We start from the raw sequence: 17,691 nt of genomic DNA, 5'->3' as shown, positions 1-17,691 counted from the left end.
GCCCCGTTCAGCGGCGCTGGTCCGGGCCGGGCCATCGCAAGGCCGCCCAGCCGTCCCGCCCCTGGTGCTTGGCCTGGTACAGCGCGCGGTCGGCCAGCGCGATCAGGTCCATCGCCGGGACCTCGCCGTCGGCGATCGTGGCCACGCCGATGCTGGCCGAGATCGCCACGTCCGCCGGCCGCGCGGCCCGCACCGCCTCGACGATCTTGGCGGCCACCTGCTCGGCCTCCTCGGCCCGGTTCAGGCCCTCCAGCACCGCGACGAACTCGTCGCCGGCGATCCGCGCCACATGGTCGCTGCCGCGCACCGCGCGCCGCAGCACCGCCGCGAACTCGCGCAGCACCGTGTCCCCGACGCCGTGGCCGTGGGTGTCGTTGATCGACTTGAAGCGGTCGATGTCCAGGAACAGCAGCGCCATCACGCGGCCCTCGCGGGCCAGGCGCCGCTGGCGGGCCAGCGCGCCGGCCAGCGCCTGGTCGAACTCGCGCCGGTTCGGCAGCCCGGTGAGCGCGTCCGAGCTGGCCAGCCGCGCCAGCTGCGCCTCGGCCTGCTTCATCACGGTGATGTCGATGGACAGCGTGAAGATGCCGCGCACCTGGCCGTCCCCGGCGACGTCGGGCACGTAGATCGAGCGCAGGTGGCGCTGCTTGCCCAGCATGGTCTCGGTGATCTCGAACTCGACCCGCTCCCCGCCGAGCGCCAGGTCCAGCTGCGCGCTGCGCCGGCCGGTGCTCGCGGGTCCGAAGACCTCGTCGATCGGCAGCCCGATGGCGGCCTGCGTGTCCAGGCCGAACCAGGTCCGCAGCGTCTCGTTGGCGTAGCGCAGCCGCCGCTGCGCGTCGATGTAGGTGATGAACACCGGCAGGTTGTCGGTGACCGCCTTCATGCGGCGCTCGCTGGCGGCGACGCGTTCCTCGGCGCGCTTGCGCTCGGTGATGTCCATCGAGCAGGCGTAGAAGCCCTCGACCTTGCCGCCGGCCATCTCGGGCACGAAGCGCTGGTGGAAGTGCAGCGTCTCGCCGTCGATGACCTGTTCGGCGTCGAACTCGACGGCCTCGCCGCGCAGCGCGCGTTCGATGAAGGGCTGCATCTGCGCGGCGTTGGCGCTGCCGCGGACCTGCTCCAGCGTCTGGCCGTCCAGCGCGGCCGGATCGACGTGGAAGACCCGGCCCACCTCGGCGTTGGCGAAGCGGATCCGGCCGCGGCCGTCGTAGTGGCAGATCAGCGCGGGCACGTTGTCGGCGATGCCCTTGAGCCGCTTCTGCGCGCGCAGCAGCTCGCGCGAGCGCAGCACCACCTGCGTCGTCGCCAGCACGCTGAACAGCGCCAGCATCGCCAGGCCGGCCAGCATCAGCAGTTCGGTGTGGGTGGCCTCGCGGCTCAGCCGCTCGCTGATCGCCGCGCGCTCGGCGCGCAGCGACGAGGTCAGCTCGCCCAGCACGTCGCGCAGTTCGTCCATGTGGTGCAGGCCCTGGTCGCCGAACACCAGTTCCAGCGCTTCCTCGTGGCGGCCCGAGTCGTGCATCCGGATCGTCTGGCTGAGCTCGTTCATCTTGAGCTGCACCAGTTCGCGGACGCGGGCGAGCCGCGCGGCATGGGCGGGGTCCTGGTCGCGCGCCATCAGGTCGTCGACGCGGCGTTCCAGGTTGCGCATCGCGTCGCGGTAGGGCTGCAGGTAGCCCGCGCGCTGGGTGAGGAGGTAGCCCCGCTGGCCGGTCTCGGCGTTGAGCAGGTCCTCCATCAGCATCGTCATCGCGGGCAGCACGCCGTTGATGCGGTCGGCGCGGCGCAGGTCGTCCAGCGTCGCGCGGGCCCGCCAGGCCAGCAGCGCGACGATCACCGCCATCGCCAGCAGCGCCGCCATCAGCAGCCCCACGCCGCGACCGAGGCTGCTGCGGTGGATCGTCTGGGCGGAAACACGCATGCGACGTTTCGGGCAGGTCGTTCTCGGCGGCGCGAGAGCGCGGACGGTGCGGCCGATTATGGGCGCTGGCGTGCGGCGTGCGTCAAGCTGGCATCGGCCCCGGTGGACGGGCCCGGCGCCCATGCGACAGTCCGGGGATGACTCCGATTCCCCCTTCCCCGGCGGCGTCCGCGCCCGGCCGGATCCCGCTGCTGCGGCCGCCCGATCCGCACGGGCATGCCAAGGTCACCTTCGTCGAGCTGTTCTTCGACCTGGTCTTCGTCTTCGCCGTCACGCAGCTGTCGCACACGCTGATCGGGCACTTCTCGCTGGCCGGCGTGCTGCAGACCGGGTTCCTGATGCTGGCGGTGTGGTGGGTCTGGATCTTCACCTCATGGGTGACCAACTGGCTGGACCCGGAACGCGTGCCGGTGCGGCTGTGCCTGTTCGCGATCATGCTGGCGGGGCTGCTGATGTCGGCGGCGCTGCCGCAGGCCTTCGGCGAGCGCGCGTTGATGTTCGCCGGCTCGTTCGCGGCGATCCAGCTCGGGCGCACGCTGTTCTTCCTCTGGGCGGTGCGCGGCGCCGACGTGACGATGGTGCGCAACTTCCAGCGCATCGGCACCTGGCTGACGATCTCGGCGGCGCTGTGGATCGCCGGCGCGATGGACCCGACGCTGCGGGTACCGCTGTGGGTGGCGGCGCTGGCGATCGAGGTGGTGGGGCCGTCGATGGGCTTCGCGGTGCCGGGGCTGGGCCGGTCGACGACCTCGGACTGGAACGTCTCCGGCGGCCACCTGGCCGAGCGCTGCGCGCTGTTCGTGATCATCGCGCTGGGCGAGTCGCTGCTGGTGACCGGCGCGACCTTCGCCTCGGAGCCGCTGACGGCCACGGGGCTGCTGGCCTTCCTCGTGTCCTTCGCGGGCAGCCTGGCGATGTGGTGGCTGTACTTCGACACGACCAACGACTTCGCCGCCGGCCGCATCGCCCACAGCGACGACCCCGGGCGGCTGGCGCGGCTGGCCTACACCTATCTGCACCTGCCGATCGTGGCCGCGATCATCGTCAACGCGGCGGCGGACGAGTTCGTGCTCGCGCATCCGGGCGGCCACACCGACCTGCGCACGGCGGTCTGCCTGCTGGGCGGCGTCGGGCTGTACGCGACCGGCGTGGGGCTGTTCAAGCGCGCGGTGGTCGGGCGCTGGCCGTGGTCGCACGCGGTGGCGGTGATCGTGCTGGCGGCCGCCGGACCCTTCGTCGGCGCCTGGCCGCCGGTGGCGACCAGCGCCTACGCCTGCGCGGTGCTGATGGCGCTGGCGGCCTGGGAACGCCATTCGCGGGCCCGGTGTCTCGTGCCCGACAGCGCCGGGCAGGACGAGGCGCCTAGCATCGGGCCATGAGCACCTTCACGCCTTCCGCCGAGTTCGTCACCGCGCCGCATCCGGCCGACGCGCTGTTCCCGCCGGCCGCGCGGCGCCTGTTCGTCGAGGTCGAGCCCGGCGTGCGCGTCCATGCGCGCGTGTGCGGCGACGGCCCGCCGCTGCTGTTGATCCACGGGCATCCGCAGACGCTGGCGATCTGGCATCGCGTGCTGCCGGCGCTGGCGGCGCGCTTCACCGTCGTGATGCCGGACCTGCGCGGTTATGGCGACTCGACGAAGCCGGCGGGCGACGCGGACCATGGCAACTACAGCAAGCGGCGGATGGCGCTGGACCTGGTCGGCGTGATGGCGGCGCTGGGCCATGCGCGTTGCCGCGTCCTGGCGCACGACCGCGGCGCGCGCGTGGCGCATCGGATGGCGGCGGACCACCCGGCGGCGGTCGAGCGGCTCGCGCTGCTGGACATCGCGCCGACGCTGGCGATGTACGAGCAGACCACCGAGGCCTTCGCCCGGGCGTACTGGCACTGGTTCTTCCTGATCCAGCCGGCGCCGATGCCGGAACGGCTGATCGGGGCAGATCCGGCGGCCTACGCGATGGAGACGATGGGACGGCGGCATGCGGGCGCGGCGGCCTTCGACCCGCGCGCCTTCGCGGAGTACCAGCGGGCGCTGGCGCTGCCCGGCACCGCGCACGGCATGTGCGAGGACTACCGCGCGGCGGCGGGCATCGACCTGGCGCACGACCGCGCGGACCGCGATCGCGGCGCCCGGCTGGCGATGCCGCTGCGGGTGTACTGGGGCGCGCAGGGCGTGGTGGCGAAGTGCTTCGACCCGCTGAAGGAATGGCGACGCGTGGCGGCGGACGTCGACGGGGGCGAGCTGCCGTGCGGTCACTACATCCCGGAGGAGGCGCCGGAGGCGCTGCTGGCGGCGGTGATGCCGTTCCTCCTCGAAGGGCTTTGACGGCGGATGGCCGCGGGGCCCGTTAGGCTGCGCCCTTTGCCGTCTCGCGGAGTGTTGGAATGGACAAGCTGGTCGCCCTTGGGCAGTTGGTGGGCGGAGCCGTGTTGTGGATCGCGGCGGTGGTGGCGGGCGTGAACGCGCTCAGGCCGCTGATCGGTGCCGGCGAGGACGCGGCCGCGCCGGCGGGCGCCGGCGGCGCGTTCGTGATCGTGCTGCTGCTCGCGGGCGTCGGCACCTGGCTGATGCGGGCCGGCTGGCGCCGGTTCAGGGCGCGGGCCGGCGGGCATTGTTGAGCGAGCAACGCTTCAGGCCGCCAGCGCCAGCGGGCGGATGTCGCGCTTGATGATGCGACCCGCAGCCTTCTCCGCGCGACGCAGGTCGTAAGCCGATTGCAGGTTCAACCACCCCTGGGCATCGCTGCCGAAGTAGCGCTCCAGCCGCAGCGCGGTATCGGGAGACACGCTGCGTTGGCCATCCACGATCTCCCGCAGCCGCGAGTACGGCACATGCAGCGCCTTCGATAGCGCATGGACGCTGATGCCCATCGGCTTGATGTAGTCCTCGAAGAGGATTTCTCCGGGGTGGATCGGGCGCATTCCGTTCCTGAACATTGCGTACCTCGTTCGTCTCTGCTGGCTGGAGTCACTGTCGGCGATACCCGAAGGCGGGTTCCACATCCTTCAATGCGGATCCTCGATCTTGACGTCGAAGGGGCCTTCGAGCCCCCATCGGAAAGTCAGCCGCCATTGGTCGTTGATTCTGACGTGCCAGGCCTCTTCGTACCACTTGAGGTCATTGCCCGGCGGTGTCCGCATGAACTCGACCGCGGGTGCGGCGTCGAGCTGCGCCAGCCTTCGCTCCGCGGTTGCCCTCACGTTCACGAAGCGCGTCGAACGCCCCATCGTGAAGAGGCGCTCGGTCTCCCGACAAGCGAAGGACTGGATCGACATCAGCCCAAGGTAACGATGCGCCCGGTGCCGCTCAACGAGACGAACTTGTGTTGATGCGGCCGCGCTCACCAGTTCTTTGCGATCAAGCTGATTGGAATCACTGATCGGCGTCGAGCCCTTCTGGTCCCGGAAGGGAAACCGCTTGGCGAGCCGTGCCGACATCGCCTCAAGCTCACCACCCCGAGCACGGAGAGCCTCATCCAGGGCGACGCGCTGCCGATCGCTGCATCGGCGAAGCGCGATCTCGCTCGAGGTTCCAGGGCGTCCCCGCATGCGCTCGCGACGTCGCGCGCGGCGTGATGTCCGGTCGATCGTTGTCGCCGTTCGTCAACTACCCGCCCCATGTCGTTCCTCCAGTCCTGTGTTGATGGGGCAGTCACCTTAGGCAGGCGGTTGTCACGCCGCCATGGCCTCCACTCGTGCGATTCGCCCCCTCGCCCACGCCGGCAAGTCAGGGCGCTGACTGGAACTGTTGGCGCATGAAAAAAGGGCGTGCATCACTGCACGCCCAACGGGGCACACCGGTAAAGATCGATCGCGAGGACAGGGGCCAGGCCTTGCCCGGCCCCGGGCCGTCAGGCCGGCGTGTTCTGCCAGCCGCCGCCCAGCGCGCGCACCAGCCCGACCGTCGCCTGGTACTGCGCCGCCTGCACCTGCAGCGCCGCGCGGCGGTTGCGCAGCTCGCTGCGGCGCGCGTCCAGCAGGTCCAGCTGGCTCACCAGCCCGTTGCGGTAGCGCGAGTCCGACAGCGCCGTCGCCCGCACCGACGAGGTCACCGCCTGGCCCTGCACGTCCGCCTGCTGCGACAGCGTGCGCAGCCCGCTCAGCGAGTCCTCGACCTCGCGCAGCGCCTGCAGCAGCTGCTGCCGGTAGCTCGACATCGCCAGGTCCAGGCCCGCCGTCGCCGACGCCACGCCCGCCTTGCGCCGCCCGCCGTCGAAGATCGGCAGCGACAGCAGCGCGTCGACCGACCAGGCCCGCGCCGACCACTTGAACACGTCGCTCAGCTCCGGCGACGCATAGCCGCCGTTGGCCGTCAGCGACAGGCTCGGGAACCACGCGGCCTGCGCCACGCCCACCCGCGCCTGCGCGGCCAGCAGCCCGCGCTGCGCCGCCGCCACGTCCGGCCGCCGCGCCAGCATCGCGCTGGGCAGCCCCGCCGGGATCGCCGGCAGCGCCGCCAGCGCCACGTCCTCCGCGACCTGGAAGCCCGACGCCGGCTCGCCCAGCAGCACCGCCAGCGCGTTCTCCAGCTCGGCCCGGCGGCGGTCCAGGCTGATCGCCTCGGCCTCCGTCGCGGCCACCTCGGTCTGCACCCGCGCCAGGTCCAGCTCGGCGACGTCGCCCGCCTGGTAGCGGCGCTGCGTCAGCGCCAGCGTCTCGCGATAGGCCGCCACCGTGTCGCGCACCAGCCGGCGCTCCTGGTCGGTGAAGCGCAGCGCCAGGTAGGTCTGCGCCACGTCCGCCTGCACGATCAGCCGCGTGCTCTGCAGCAGCGCCTCGCGCGACTGCGCATCCAGCGACGCCGCGCGGCTGGCCTGCGACAGGCGGCCGGAGATGTCGACCTCCCAGCTCGCGGCCAGGCCGGCGTTGTAGACCGTCGTCGCGGCCGGGCCCTGCCCGGCCACCGTGCCGCGCGCCGCGCCGGCGCTCGCGCCCAGTTGCGGCAGGCGGTCGGCATCGGCGATGCGCAGCAGCGCGCGCGCCTGCGCCAGCCGGGCCGCCGCGCCCTGCAGGTCGGTGTTGCCCACCAGCGAGCGGCGGATCAGGTCGTTCAGCGTGGCATCGCCGAACGCGACCCACCAGTCGCCGCGCGGCTCGGCATCGGCCGGCGGCACCACCGCCCAGCGCGCCTCGCCCACCGTCGCGGTCTGGGACTTGAAGGCCGCCGGCGTCGCCGGCAGGCGCGACTCGTCGATCGGCGGCGGCGTCGCGCAACCGGCCAGCACCAGGGCGGCCAGCAGCGTCGTCATCATCAGTTTCGTTTTCATGGCATCGACTCCTTGGAGCCCCGCCCGACTCGGGAAGGGCTCCGCCGGCCCCGGCGTCGGATCGACGCCGGGAGTCCGGATCACGGTTGCGGGATCACTCGTGCTCGTGGCGCGGCGCGGCCGGGTGCGGCCGGGCATTGCCGCCCGGGCCGAAATCGTGGCCCGCGCCCTGCTCGGGCTGGACGAAGGCCTCCACGTCGTGCGGTACCTCGCCGTGCTGCTTCAGCGGGCGGTTGCCGGTGAGGCGGCGCACCACCACGTAGAACACCGGCGTCAGGAACAGGCCGAAGGCCGTCACCCCGATCATCCCGGCGAACACCGCCACGCCCATCGCGTTGCGCATCTCGGCGCCGGCGCCGGAGGCCAGCACCAGCGGCAGCACGCCCATCACGAACGCCATCGACGTCATCAGGATCGGGCGCAGCCGCAGCCGGCTCGCCTCGATCGCCGCCTGCAGCGGACTCCTGCCGGCGAACTCCAGTTCGCGGGCGAACTCCACGATCAGGATCGCGTTCTTCGCCGACAAGCCCACCAGCACGATCAACCCGATCTGGGTGAAGACGTTGTTGTCGCCCTTGCTGAGCCACACGCCCGTCATCGCCGCCAGCAGGCCCATCGGCACGATCAGGATGATCGCCACCGGCAGCGAGAGGCTCTCGTACTGCGCGGCCAGCACCAGGAACACCAGCAGGATCGCCAGGGGGAAGACCCACACCGCGGAATTGCCGGCCAGGATCTCCTGGTAGGTCAGCTCGGTCCATTCATAGCTGATGCCCGGGGGCAGCGTCTCCGCGGCGATGCGCGCGATCGCGTCCTGCGCCTGGCCGGTCGAATAGCCCGGCGCCGGGCCGCCGTTGATGTCGGCGGACAGGAAGCCGTTGTAGCGCATCGCGCGTTCCGGACCGAAGCTCGGCTCGACCTTCATCAGCGCCGACAGCGGCACCATCTCGCCCGAGGCCGACCGCACCTTCAGCAGGCCCACGTCCTCGGCGCGCGCGCGGTAGGCGGCGTCCGCCTGCACCCGCACCGTGTAGGTCCGGCCGAACTTGTTGAAGTCGTTGACGTAGAGCGAGCCCAGGTAGATCTGCATCGTGTCGAACACGTCCGTCACCGCCACGCCCAGCTGGCGCGCCTTGGTGCGGTCCAGGTTCGCGTACAGCTGCGGCACGTTGACCTGGTAGCTGGTGAACATGCCGGCCAGCTCGGGCGTCTGGTAGGCCTTGGCCATGAAGGCCTTGACCGCCTGGTCCAGCGCCTCGTAGCCCAGGCCGCCCTTGTCCTCGAGCTGCAGCTTGAAGCCGCCGGTCGTGCCCAGGCCCTGCACCGGCGGGGGCGGGAACATCACGACGAAGGCATCCTGGATCTGGCCGAACTGCGCGTTCAGGTTGGCCGCGATCTCGCCCGCGGACAGGCCCTTGCCGGTGCGCTCGTCGAAGGGCTTGAGCGGCGTGAACACGATGCCCGAGTTGGAGCTGTTGGTGAAGCCGTTGATCGACAGGCCGGGGAAGGACACCGCGTGGTCGACGCCGGGGGTCTTCATCGCGATCTCGCTCATGCGGCGGATGACGTCCTCGGTACGGTCCAGCGTGGCGCCGTCGGGCAGCTGCGCGAAGCCGATCAGGTACTGCTTGTCCTGCGCCGGCACGAAGCCGCTGGGCACCGCCTTGAACAGGCCCACCGTCAGGCCCAGCAGGCCGCCGTAGACCACCAACATGATCACCTTGCGCGAGATCGCCTTGGTGACGCCGCCGCTGTAGGCCTTGGCGCCGCGGTTGAACAGCCGGTTGAAGCCGCCGAAGAAGCGGCCCAGCACCTTGTCCATCGCGCGGGTCAGCCAGTCCTTGGGCTCGTCGTGGCCCTTGAGCAGCATCGCGGCCAGCGCGGGCGACAGCGTCAGCGAGTTGACCGCCGAGATCACCGTCGACATCGCGATCGTCAGCGCGAACTGCTTGTAGAACTGGCCCGTCAGGCCGGTGATGAAGGCCAGCGGCACGAACACCGCCACCAGCACCAGCGCGATCGCGATGATCGGGCCCGACACCTCGCGCATCGCGCGGTAGGTCGCGTCGCGCGGGCTGAGGCCCGACTCGATGTTGCGCTCCACGTTCTCGACGACCACGATCGCGTCGTCCACCACGATGCCGATGGCCAGCACGAGGCCGAACAGCGACAGCGCGTTGATCGAGAAGCCGAACAGGTGCATCACCGCGAAGGTGCCGATGATCGAGATCGGCACGGCCAGCAGCGGGATGATCGACGCGCGCCAGGTCTGCAGGAACAGGATCACGACCAGCACCACCAGCGCCACCGCTTCCAGCAGCGTGTGGATGACGGACTCGATGGAGGCCCGCACGAACTGCGTCGGGTCGTAGACGATCGAGTAGTCGACGCCCTCGGGCATCGCCTTCTTCAGCTCCGCCATCGTGGCGCGCACGTTGTTGGAGATCTCGATCGCGTTGGAGCCCGGGGCCTGGAAGATCGGGATCGCCACCGCGGACTTGTTGTCCAGCAGCGAACGCAGCGCGTATTCCGACGCGCCCAGCTCGATGCGGCCCAGGTCGCGCAGGCGCGTCACCTGGCCGTTGGCGCCGGACTTCACGATGATGTCGCCGAACTCCTGCTCGTTGTTCAGGCGGCCCTGCGCGTTGATCGGCAGCTGCAGGTCGATGCCCTGCAGGCCGGGCGACGCGCCGACCACGCCGGCCGCGGCCTGCACGTTCTGCTCGCGGATCGCCTGGACGACGTCGCTGGCCGACAGGCCGTGCTCCGCCACCTTCTGCGGGTCCAGCCAGACGCGCATCGAGTAGTCGCCCGAGCCGAACAGCTGCACCTGCCCCACGCCCTGGATCCGCGCCAGGCGGTCCTTGACGTTGAGCACCGCGTAGTTGCGCAGGTAGGTCATGTCGTAGCGGTCGTTGGGCGACAGCAGGTGCACGACCATCGTCAGGTCGGGGCTGCTCTTGACCGTGGTCAGGCCCAGGCGGCGCACTTCCTCGGGCAGGCGCGGCTCGGCCTGCGAGACGCGGTTCTGCACCAGCTGCTGGGCCTTGTCCGGGTCGGTGCCCAGCTTGAAGGTGACCGTCAGCGTCATGAGGCCGTCGGTGGTGGCCTGGCTGCCCATGTAGAGCATGCCTTCGACGCCGTTGATCGATTCCTCGAGCGGCGTGGCCACGGCTTCGGCGATGACCTTGGGGTTCGCGCCGGGGTACTGCGCGCGGACCACGACCTGGGGCGGCACGACCTCGGGGTATTCCGAGATCGGCAGCACCCGCACCGCGAGCAGGCCCGCGACGAAGATCAGCACCGACAGCACGCCCGCGAAGATCGGGCGGTCGATGAAGAATTTGGAGAGATTCATGTCAGTCTTTCAAGTCGACTGTGAAGGGCGTTCAGCGGAGGCGTCCGATCAGGACTTGTCCGCCTTGGCCTCGCCTTCCTTGGCTTGCACGTCCTTGGCCGCGCCGGTCTTGGCCTGGATCTCGGCCTTGGCGTTCATCGGCACGACCGTCGGCGCGACCAGCGCGCCCGGGCGCACCCGCTGCAGGCCGTTGACCACGACGCGTTCGTTGGCCTTCAGGCCGGTGGTGACGATGCGCAGGCCGTCGACGCTGGCGCCGAGCTGCACCTCGCGGTAGCTCAGCGTGTTGTCCGCGCCGACCACCATCACGAAGCGCTTGCTCTGGTCGGTGCCGACCGCGCGCTCGTTGACGAGCACCGCCGGACGCGACTTCGACTGGCCCAGCCGGATGCGGGCGAACTGGCCCGGGATCAGCGCGCCGTCCTTGTTGTCCAGCACCGCGCGCACGCGCACCGTGCCGCTGCGGGCGTCGACCTGGTTGTCGATCAGCTGCAGCTTGCCGTTGAACGGCGTGTCCGCGGTCGCGGCCGTGCCGATCTGCACCGGGATGCTCGACAGGTCGCCCAGGCCGCCGACGGCGCCCTTGTCGTTGCCGTGCAGCTCGTTGAGGGCGCGGGCGACGGTGCGCTCGTCGGCGTCGAAGCTGGCGTAGATCGGGCTGACCGAGACCAGCGTCGTCAGCACCGGCGCGCCGGGGCCGGCGGCCACCAGGTTGCCCTGCGTCACCTCGAGCTTGCCGACGCGGCCGGCCACCGGCGCGCGGACCTGCGTGTAGCCCAGGTTCAGCTTGGCCGACTGCAGCGCCGCCTGCGACGCGCGCAGGTTGGCGTTGGCCTCGTTGGAGGCGTTGCTGCGCTCGTCGAGCTCGCGCTGCGCGATGGCGCGCTCGCTCCACAGCCGGGTGGAGCGCTCCAGCTCGCTCTTCGTGTAGCTGACGCGGGCTTGCGCGGCCAGCACCTGCGCCTCGGCGCGGTCGACCTCGGCCTGGTAGGGCGCGGGATCGATGGTGATCAGCAGGTCCCCGGACTTGACCAGCGCGCCTTCGCGGAAGTGCACCGACTGCACCGCGCCGGAGACGCGGGCGCGGACGTCGACGCGCTCGACGGCCTCGAGGCGGCCGGAGAACTCGTCCCAGGCGGCCACGTCCTGGGCGGCGACGGTGGCGATGGACACGGGGATCGCCTGCGGCGCTCCCGAGGGCTGGTTGGCGACCGCCTGCTGGCTGTGCAGGCCGACGACGACGGCCCCGACGACCGCGGCGACGGCGGTCAGCGAGGTGGCAAAGATCTTCTTGTTCATGGTGGTGCTCCGTGGACGGGGGTAGACGTTGGGAGTTCTCGGGATGGCCTCAGGCCGGTTGGAGCCGGGCCTTGCCGGCGGGTGGGATCAGGGACAGGAAATCGGCGAGCCGCTGGCGCAAGGCCGCGGCCCAGGGCAGCTGCAGCGCGGCCAGCGACGGCAGCTTCATCAGGCTGCAGGGCCAGCCGGTGGCGCCGGGGATCAGCGCCTGCTGGACCTGGACGCCGGCGCGCTTCATCGCGCGGGCGTAGGCCAGCGCCTCGTCGCGCATCGGGTCGTCCTCGCTGCTGACGACCAGCGCCGGCACCAGGCCCGCCAGGCGGCTGGTGTTGGCGGGCGCGGCGTAGGGGTGGTCGCCGTCCTCGCACTGGCCGAGGTAGGCGCGCCAGCCCTGCATCCAGCGGCATTCGCCGTAGCCGGCCTCGGCCTGGCGCAGCGAGGCGGTGGCCATGCAGGGGTTGAGCATCGGCCCGATCAGGATCTGGCCGGCGAGCTTGCGGTGGCCCTGGTCGCGCGCCATCAGCGCCAGCGCCGCGGCCAGGTTGCCGCCGGCTTCCTCGCCGGCGACCAGCAGCGGGGCGCCCTTGCCGGAGAGCTTGGCGCGGGCCTTGTGCAGGCCGGCCAGCAGCGCGTCCAGCGTCTTGAGCGCGGCGGGGAAGACCTGGTCGTCGCCGGTGGGGTAGTCGACGTCGACCACCACCGCGCCGGCGTCGGCCAGCAACCGCGACACCCATTCGCCGCTGTCCAGGTCGCCGCCGGTGAAGGCACCGCCGTGCAGGTGCATGACGACCGGCGCGTCCTTGCGGCGTGCGGCACCCTTGTACACGCGCACCGGCACGACGCCGTCGCCGGCGGGCAGGAGGTCGTCGTGGCAGGAGGTGAGCGGCAGCGCATCCATGGCGGGAGCAAAGGCCTGCTCCCCGTGGGGGCAGGCCGGTTCATGTTGCAATGCAGCGAAATTTAGAGATCGGACGCCGTCCGATAAACAGGTCCCGACGCGAATCAGCGTTTCATCGACGAAACAATCGATCGGGCAGGATGGCGACCTCGCGCACGCGCAAGACGTGCCGTTCCGATCGGACCGCGCCCTCGGGGGGCGCGTCGGCATCAGTCTCGGAAGCAGTCGCGGCGCACGCCGCAATCAGGGGTTCAGGATGGACAAGCTCAATGCCATGCAGGCTTTCGCGCGCGTCGTGGAAGCGGGCACCTTCACGCGGGCGGCGGAATCGCTGGACCTGCCCAAGACCGCGGTGACGCGGCTGATCCAGTCGCTGGAGGACCATCTCAAGGTCAAGCTGCTGAACCGCACGACGCGGCGCGTGAGCGTGACGCCCGATGGCGCCGCGTATTACGAGCGGGTGACGCGGCTGCTGTCGGACATCGAGGAGCTGGAGGGTTCCGTCTCGCATGCGCGCGCGGCGCCGAAGGGGCGCATCCGGGTGGACGTCGCGTCGAGCGTGGCGCGGCTGCTGCTGATCCCGGCGCTTCCGGAGTTTTATGCAAGACATCCGGACATCCAGATCGACCTGGGCGTGTCGGACCGGCCGGTCGACCTGATCGGCGACAACGTCGACTGCGTCGTGCGCGGCGGCGAGATCACCGACCAGTCGCTGGTGGCGCGTCGCATCGGCGACTGGGGGTACGGCTGCTGCGCGTCGCCGGAGTACATCCGCCAGCACGGCATGCCGCAGCATCCGCTGGACCTGGAGTCGGACCAGCACCACGTGGTCAGCTACTTCTCGACGCGCACGGGCAAGCGCTTCCCGTTCGACTACAGCAAGAACGGCCAGCGCTACGAGATCTACGGCCACTACAAGGTGTCGGTGAACGACGGCAACGCCTACATGACGGCCGGGCTGACCGGGCTGGGCGTGATCCAGGCGCCCTACTTCATGATCAAGCCGCACATCGACGCCGGCGAGCTGGTGCCCTTCCTGTGCGACTGGGAATCGGATCCGCTGCCGCTGTACGTGGTGTACCCGCCGAACCGGCACCTGAGCACCAAGCTGCGGGTGTTCGTCGACTGGGTCGCGGAGCTGTTCGACCGCCACGGCCAGTGGCAGAAGCAGTTGGTGGCCAGCTGCGAGGCCAAGCGCGCCGAAACGGACGAGGCCTACATCCCGCTGCAGGCGAATGCGACGAAGCAGGCGGTGTTGAGCGCGGCTTGAAGGCGCGCGGGCCGGCCACGGCCCGGCGTTCCTTGCCGGCTTGACGGACGCATGACGCGCGCTTGAACGCCGTCACGCGCCGCCACCATAATCGCCGCCGACCTCCGACGCCGCCAAGCCTTCGGAAGCGTTCGCGCCTCCGGCCGCGGGGTTGCCCCGCGGCGCTCTCCACAGTCGGACATCCGGCGCCGGGACCTCCCCGCACGTCCGTGCGGATCCGTCCCGGTCCAGACCGGTGAGTTGGCGGCGTCCGGGGGTCACCTCTTGCCTCGCCGCGTCCTTGCCGATGCCCCTTGCCGCGCCGTTGACCTATGCCCGATGGATCGCCCTGGCGCTCGCCCGCGCGCTGCAGGCCGACGACCACCGGCCGCGCGCCCGCGAGGCCGAGTCGCTGCAGGCGCGCGCCGAGCAATGCCTGGGGCTGGAGGCCCGGCCGTGGCTGAAACCCCTGTGCGTCGAGCTGGCGCGGATGCCGGAACCGGTGTGGCGCGCGCACTCGGTGGCCAGCCTCGCGACGATGCTGGAAGACACCACGGCCTTCTTCGACGGCTTCGACCCCGAACGCTTCCCGCGTCCGGCGGTGCATCGCCTGCTGCTGCGGCCGTCGCGGATGCGGCCCAGGCCGTTCGCGATCGAGCACCTCGCGCTGCCGGCTTGGCCGACCGAGGCGGACCTCGCCGCCTGGCTCGGACTGAGCCTCGATGACCTCGACCTGTTCGCAGGTCCGGCGCAGCGTTTCCGCGAGGCGATCCCCACGGCCCTGCGGCCGCGGGCCGAGGCGACGCGCCACTACCGCTGCCTGCTGATCCCGAAGCGCCGCGGCGGCCTTCGCCTCATCGAGGCGCCGATGCGCCGCCTTCGCGCGCTGCAGCGGCGGCTGCTCGACGGCCTGCTGAACGCGCTGCCCTGCCACGAGGCCGCGCACGGCTTCGTGCCGGGGCGCAACGTCGCCAGCCATGCGGCGATGCACGTCGGGCAGGACGTGGTGATCCGATTCGACCTGCGCGACTTCTTTCCGAGCGTGGGCGCGGCGCGCGTGGCGGCGATCTTCCGCACGCTGGGCTACGGCGACGCGGTCGTGGCGCGGTTGACGACGCTGTGCACCGCGCGCACGCCGGCCATGGTGCGCGAGCGGCTGCGCGAGGACGGCTCGATCGATCGCGACGGCGCGACGCGCCTGGCGTCGCCGCATCTGCCGCAGGGCGCGCCGACCTCGCCGGCGCTGGCCAACCTCAGCCTGTTCTCGATGGACCTGCGACTGGCGGGACTGGCCGGACGCTTCGGCGCGAGTTACTCGCGCTACGCGGACGACCTGGTGATCTCCGGACCGGCGACGCTGCGCCGCGACCAGGACCGGCTGCGCGCCTGGGTCGCGGCGATCGTCGAGGACGAAGGCTTCCGGCTGCGGCGCGACAAGACACGCGCGATGCCGGCGGGCGGGCGGCAGCAGGTGACCGGTGTCGTCGTCAACGAGAAGCCCAACCTTCCGCGCGAGGACTACGACCGCTTGAAGGCGGAACTGCATCGGCTCGGCGCGATGGCGTCGGTCGACGCGGCGCTGCGCGCGCCACTGCTGGGGCGGCTCGCCTGGGCGGGGCAGTTCCTCGCGCCGTCGCGGATGGAGAAGCTGCGGCGGCAGTTCGACGCGATCAGGTTCGACGATCGCGGCGCTCAAGGAGACCGCGGAGATCGCCCCGGTCCGGGGGATCCCCCTGTCGGGGACGACCGCGATGCGGCGTCCTCTTCCGGCTCACTCGACGCGTAGCTCCGCGCCGCGTTCCTCGAGCAGCCGCGTCAACAGGCTGCGATGGCAGCGCGCGGGGTCCTCGCAGTAGCAACCCATCGACAGGTTGGCCGTGCGCGACATCGCCGCCAGCGCGTCCAGCACCTGCGACGGGGCGGCCTCGCTCATCTCCTTGCGATAGGCCTTCGCGAACGCGGCCCAGGCCTTGTCGTCGTCCGCGGCCTTGCCCTGGGCCATCAGCTCGGCGCTGGGCGACAGCAGGGGCAACCAGCTGTCGTAGTAGTCCAGGCGGGCGTAGTCCTCCTTGCGGACGCCACGCGGCGGACGGCGGACGGTGCCGAGGCGGGGGCCCTCGTCGGGCAGGCGCGGCGTGACGCCGAGTCGGACGATGCGGATGCTCATCGCGCGATGATCGCCGCCACCCGGCCGGCGGCCAAGCGCGGCCTTTCCCGGATCGCCCGTCGGATCGCGAGCCGGATCATCGCCATGGCCAGGCGCCCGCGCGGCACCGTGCGCCGGCCCCAGGGCCGTGCGATCAGGCCGCCGCGCGCAGCCTCGGCAGGCTCAGCCGCACCCGCAGCCCCTGCCCCGCCAGCGCGTCCAGCAGCTCCAGCCGCCCATCGTGGCGCTGCGCGATGTCCAGCGCGATCGCCAGGCCCAGCCCGCTCCCGGTGCCCTTGGACTCGCTGCCGCGCTCGAAGCGGCGCAGCGCGCGCTCGCGCTCGTGCGGCGGAATGCCGGGGCCGTTGTCCTCGACCTCCATCCGCGACCAGTCCTCGTCGCAGCCGGTGCGCACCGTGATGCGCGGTCCCGGCCCGGCGTAGTTCAGGCTGTTGTGCAGCACGTTGGCCAGCAGCTCGCGCAGCAGGAAGCTCTGGCCCAGCGCCGGCGCGCTCTCGAGCTCGAACTCCAGGTCCGCGCCGGCCTGCAGCGCCCGCGGCACCCAGTCCTCGGCCACCTGCGCCGCGATGTCGCGCAGGTCCAGCGGATGCTCCCGGCCGCCGGGCTCGGCCTCGGCGCGCGCGATCGACAGCATCTGCGTGGCCAGCCGCGCGCTGCGGTCGACCGAGCCCTGCAGCCGCTTGAGCAGCGGCTCGACCTGCGGGTCGTGCGGCTCCAGCAGCGCCAGGTCGATCTCGGTGCGCAGCGAGGTCAACGGCGTGCGCAGCTGGTGCGCCGCGTTGGCCAGGAAGTCCTGTTGCGCCGAGGACGCGCGGCGCAGCCGCTCGAACAATCGGTTGAAGGCCGCGATCAGCGGACGCAGCTCGCCGGGCACGTCGTGCTGCAGCGGCTCCAGGCGGGCGAGGTCGCGCTGCTCGAGCTCCGCGCTCAGCCGCGCCAGCGGGCGCAGGCCGCGGTAGGTGGCCCACCAACCGGCCGCGGCCAGCAGGATCGCCATGCCGCCGATCAGCAGCGCCACCACCGCCACCAGCTGCTGCTGCAGCGCGTCGCGCTTGTTCAAGGTCTCGGCCACCAGCACCTGGCAGACCTGGGCCTGGCCGCAATGGGTGCCCAGCGCCGCCGCCCGCAGTTGCTCGCCGTCCAGCGTGACGGCGGCGAAGTACCACTCGTTGGGCCGCCGCGGCGGCAGCTTCAGCGTGGCCAGTTGCGCGTCGCCGAGCAGCACTTCCCCGGCCGGGTCCAGCACCAGGTAATAGACGCGGTCGGTGCGGTCGAAGCGCAGCGCGCGGTCGGTCGGGCCGGAGACGTCGACGAAGACCTGCCCGTCGCGCTCGCGCAGCAGGCCGGCCACGGACAGCGCGGTGTCGCCCAGCGCCTGGTCGAGCCAGGAGATCGCCGTGTCGTGCATCACGTTGTAGAGCACCAGCCCGGCGGCCGGCACCGCCACCAGCACCGGCACCATCAGCCAGATCAGCAGCCGCTGCTTCAGGCTGAAGGAGCGGCCCCGGGTCCGGCGTGGCGCGTGCGTCATG

General features: G+C 71.5%; 14 protein-coding genes. 5 read left to right on the top strand and 9 right to left on the bottom strand.

From position 1 onward, the window contains the following. Nucleotides 1-7: 7 nt before the first annotated feature. Complete coding sequence (locus N5D62_RS06390) at nt 8-1,924, bottom strand: diguanylate cyclase (RefSeq protein ID WP_279756820.1); 1,917 nt, start codon at nt 1,922-1,924, stop codon at nt 8-10. A 137-nt stretch (nt 1,925-2,061) separates the two neighbouring features. Here N5D62_RS06390 and N5D62_RS06385 point away from each other — a divergent pair, with 137 nt between their 5' ends. From N5D62_RS06385 to N5D62_RS06375, 3 genes are read left to right on the top strand one after another with little or no spacing between them, the layout of a single operon-like run. Next, nucleotides 2,062-3,303: a low temperature requirement protein A gene (locus N5D62_RS06385; RefSeq protein ID WP_279756819.1), complete on the top strand. Its 1,242-nt coding sequence runs from the start codon at nt 2,062-2,064 to the stop codon at nt 3,301-3,303. Next, nucleotides 3,300-4,247 carry an alpha/beta hydrolase gene (locus N5D62_RS06380; protein ID WP_279756818.1) on the top strand — a complete coding sequence of 316 codons (948 nt, stop codon included), beginning with the start codon at nt 3,300-3,302 and terminating at the stop codon, nt 4,245-4,247. The genes N5D62_RS06385 and N5D62_RS06380 overlap by 4 nt, the downstream gene beginning before the upstream one ends. Nucleotides 4,248-4,306: 59 nt before the next feature. Then, on the top strand, nt 4,307-4,540 hold the full coding sequence (locus tag N5D62_RS06375) for a hypothetical protein (protein WP_279756817.1): 234 nt from the start codon (nt 4,307-4,309) through the stop codon (nt 4,538-4,540). 12 nt (nt 4,541-4,552) lie between these two features. On the opposite strand, the gene N5D62_RS06370 is transcribed toward N5D62_RS06375, so the two are convergent. The 6 genes from N5D62_RS06370 to N5D62_RS06345 form a co-directional block, all read right to left on the bottom strand. Continuing rightward, the gene (locus tag N5D62_RS06370) at nt 4,553-4,858 is read right to left on the bottom strand and encodes a HigA family addiction module antitoxin (RefSeq protein ID WP_279756816.1); all 306 of its coding nucleotides are present in this window, start codon (nt 4,856-4,858) and stop codon (nt 4,553-4,555) included. Nucleotides 4,859-4,927: 69 nt separating this feature from the next. After that, nucleotides 4,928-5,359: a type II toxin-antitoxin system RelE/ParE family toxin gene (locus N5D62_RS06365; RefSeq protein ID WP_279756815.1), complete on the bottom strand. Its 432-nt coding sequence runs from the start codon at nt 5,357-5,359 to the stop codon at nt 4,928-4,930. 413 nt (nt 5,360-5,772) lie between these two features. After that, the gene (locus N5D62_RS06360) at nt 5,773-7,188 is read right to left on the bottom strand and encodes an efflux transporter outer membrane subunit (protein WP_279756814.1); all 1,416 of its coding nucleotides are present in this window, start codon (nt 7,186-7,188) and stop codon (nt 5,773-5,775) included. 94 nt (nt 7,189-7,282) lie between these two features. Then, entirely contained in the window at nt 7,283-10,546 is a 3,264-nt protein-coding gene (locus N5D62_RS06355) for an efflux RND transporter permease subunit (RefSeq protein WP_279756813.1), read from the bottom strand. A gap of 48 nt (nt 10,547-10,594) precedes the next feature. Then, nucleotides 10,595-11,845, bottom strand: a complete 1,251-nt coding sequence (locus N5D62_RS06350; RefSeq protein ID WP_279756812.1) for an efflux RND transporter periplasmic adaptor subunit — start codon at nt 11,843-11,845, stop codon at nt 10,595-10,597. Nucleotides 11,846-11,894: 49 nt separating this feature from the next. Further along, nucleotides 11,895-12,743 carry an alpha/beta hydrolase fold domain-containing protein gene (locus tag N5D62_RS06345; RefSeq protein ID WP_279756811.1) on the bottom strand — a complete coding sequence of 283 codons (849 nt, stop codon included), beginning with the start codon at nt 12,741-12,743 and terminating at the stop codon, nt 11,895-11,897. Nucleotides 12,744-12,999: 256 nt separating this feature from the next. Between N5D62_RS06345 and N5D62_RS06340 the strand changes: the two genes are divergently transcribed. After that, entirely contained in the window at nt 13,000-14,013 is a 1,014-nt protein-coding gene (locus N5D62_RS06340; RefSeq protein WP_279756810.1) for a LysR family transcriptional regulator, read from the top strand. 286 nt (nt 14,014-14,299) lie between these two features. Further along, entirely contained in the window at nt 14,300-15,778 is a 1,479-nt protein-coding gene (locus tag N5D62_RS06335; protein WP_279756895.1) for a reverse transcriptase family protein, read from the top strand. Here N5D62_RS06335 and N5D62_RS06330 read toward each other — a convergent pair. After that, nucleotides 15,764-16,159, bottom strand: a complete 396-nt coding sequence (locus N5D62_RS06330) for a DUF488 family protein (protein WP_279756809.1) — start codon at nt 16,157-16,159, stop codon at nt 15,764-15,766. The genes N5D62_RS06335 and N5D62_RS06330 overlap by 15 nt on opposite strands. Before the next feature lie 133 nt (nt 16,160-16,292). Further along, entirely contained in the window at nt 16,293-17,690 is a 1,398-nt protein-coding gene (locus N5D62_RS06325) for a sensor histidine kinase (protein WP_279756808.1), read from the bottom strand. Nucleotide 17,691 lies beyond the last annotated feature (1 nt).

The organism is Mitsuaria sp. GD03876 (assembly GCF_029840635.1).
In the GTDB taxonomy this organism is placed as follows: domain Bacteria; phylum Pseudomonadota; class Gammaproteobacteria; order Burkholderiales; family Burkholderiaceae_C; genus Roseateles.
Note: the sequence above shows the minus strand (reverse complement) of the source record. Positions and strands in the feature narration are given on the sequence as shown.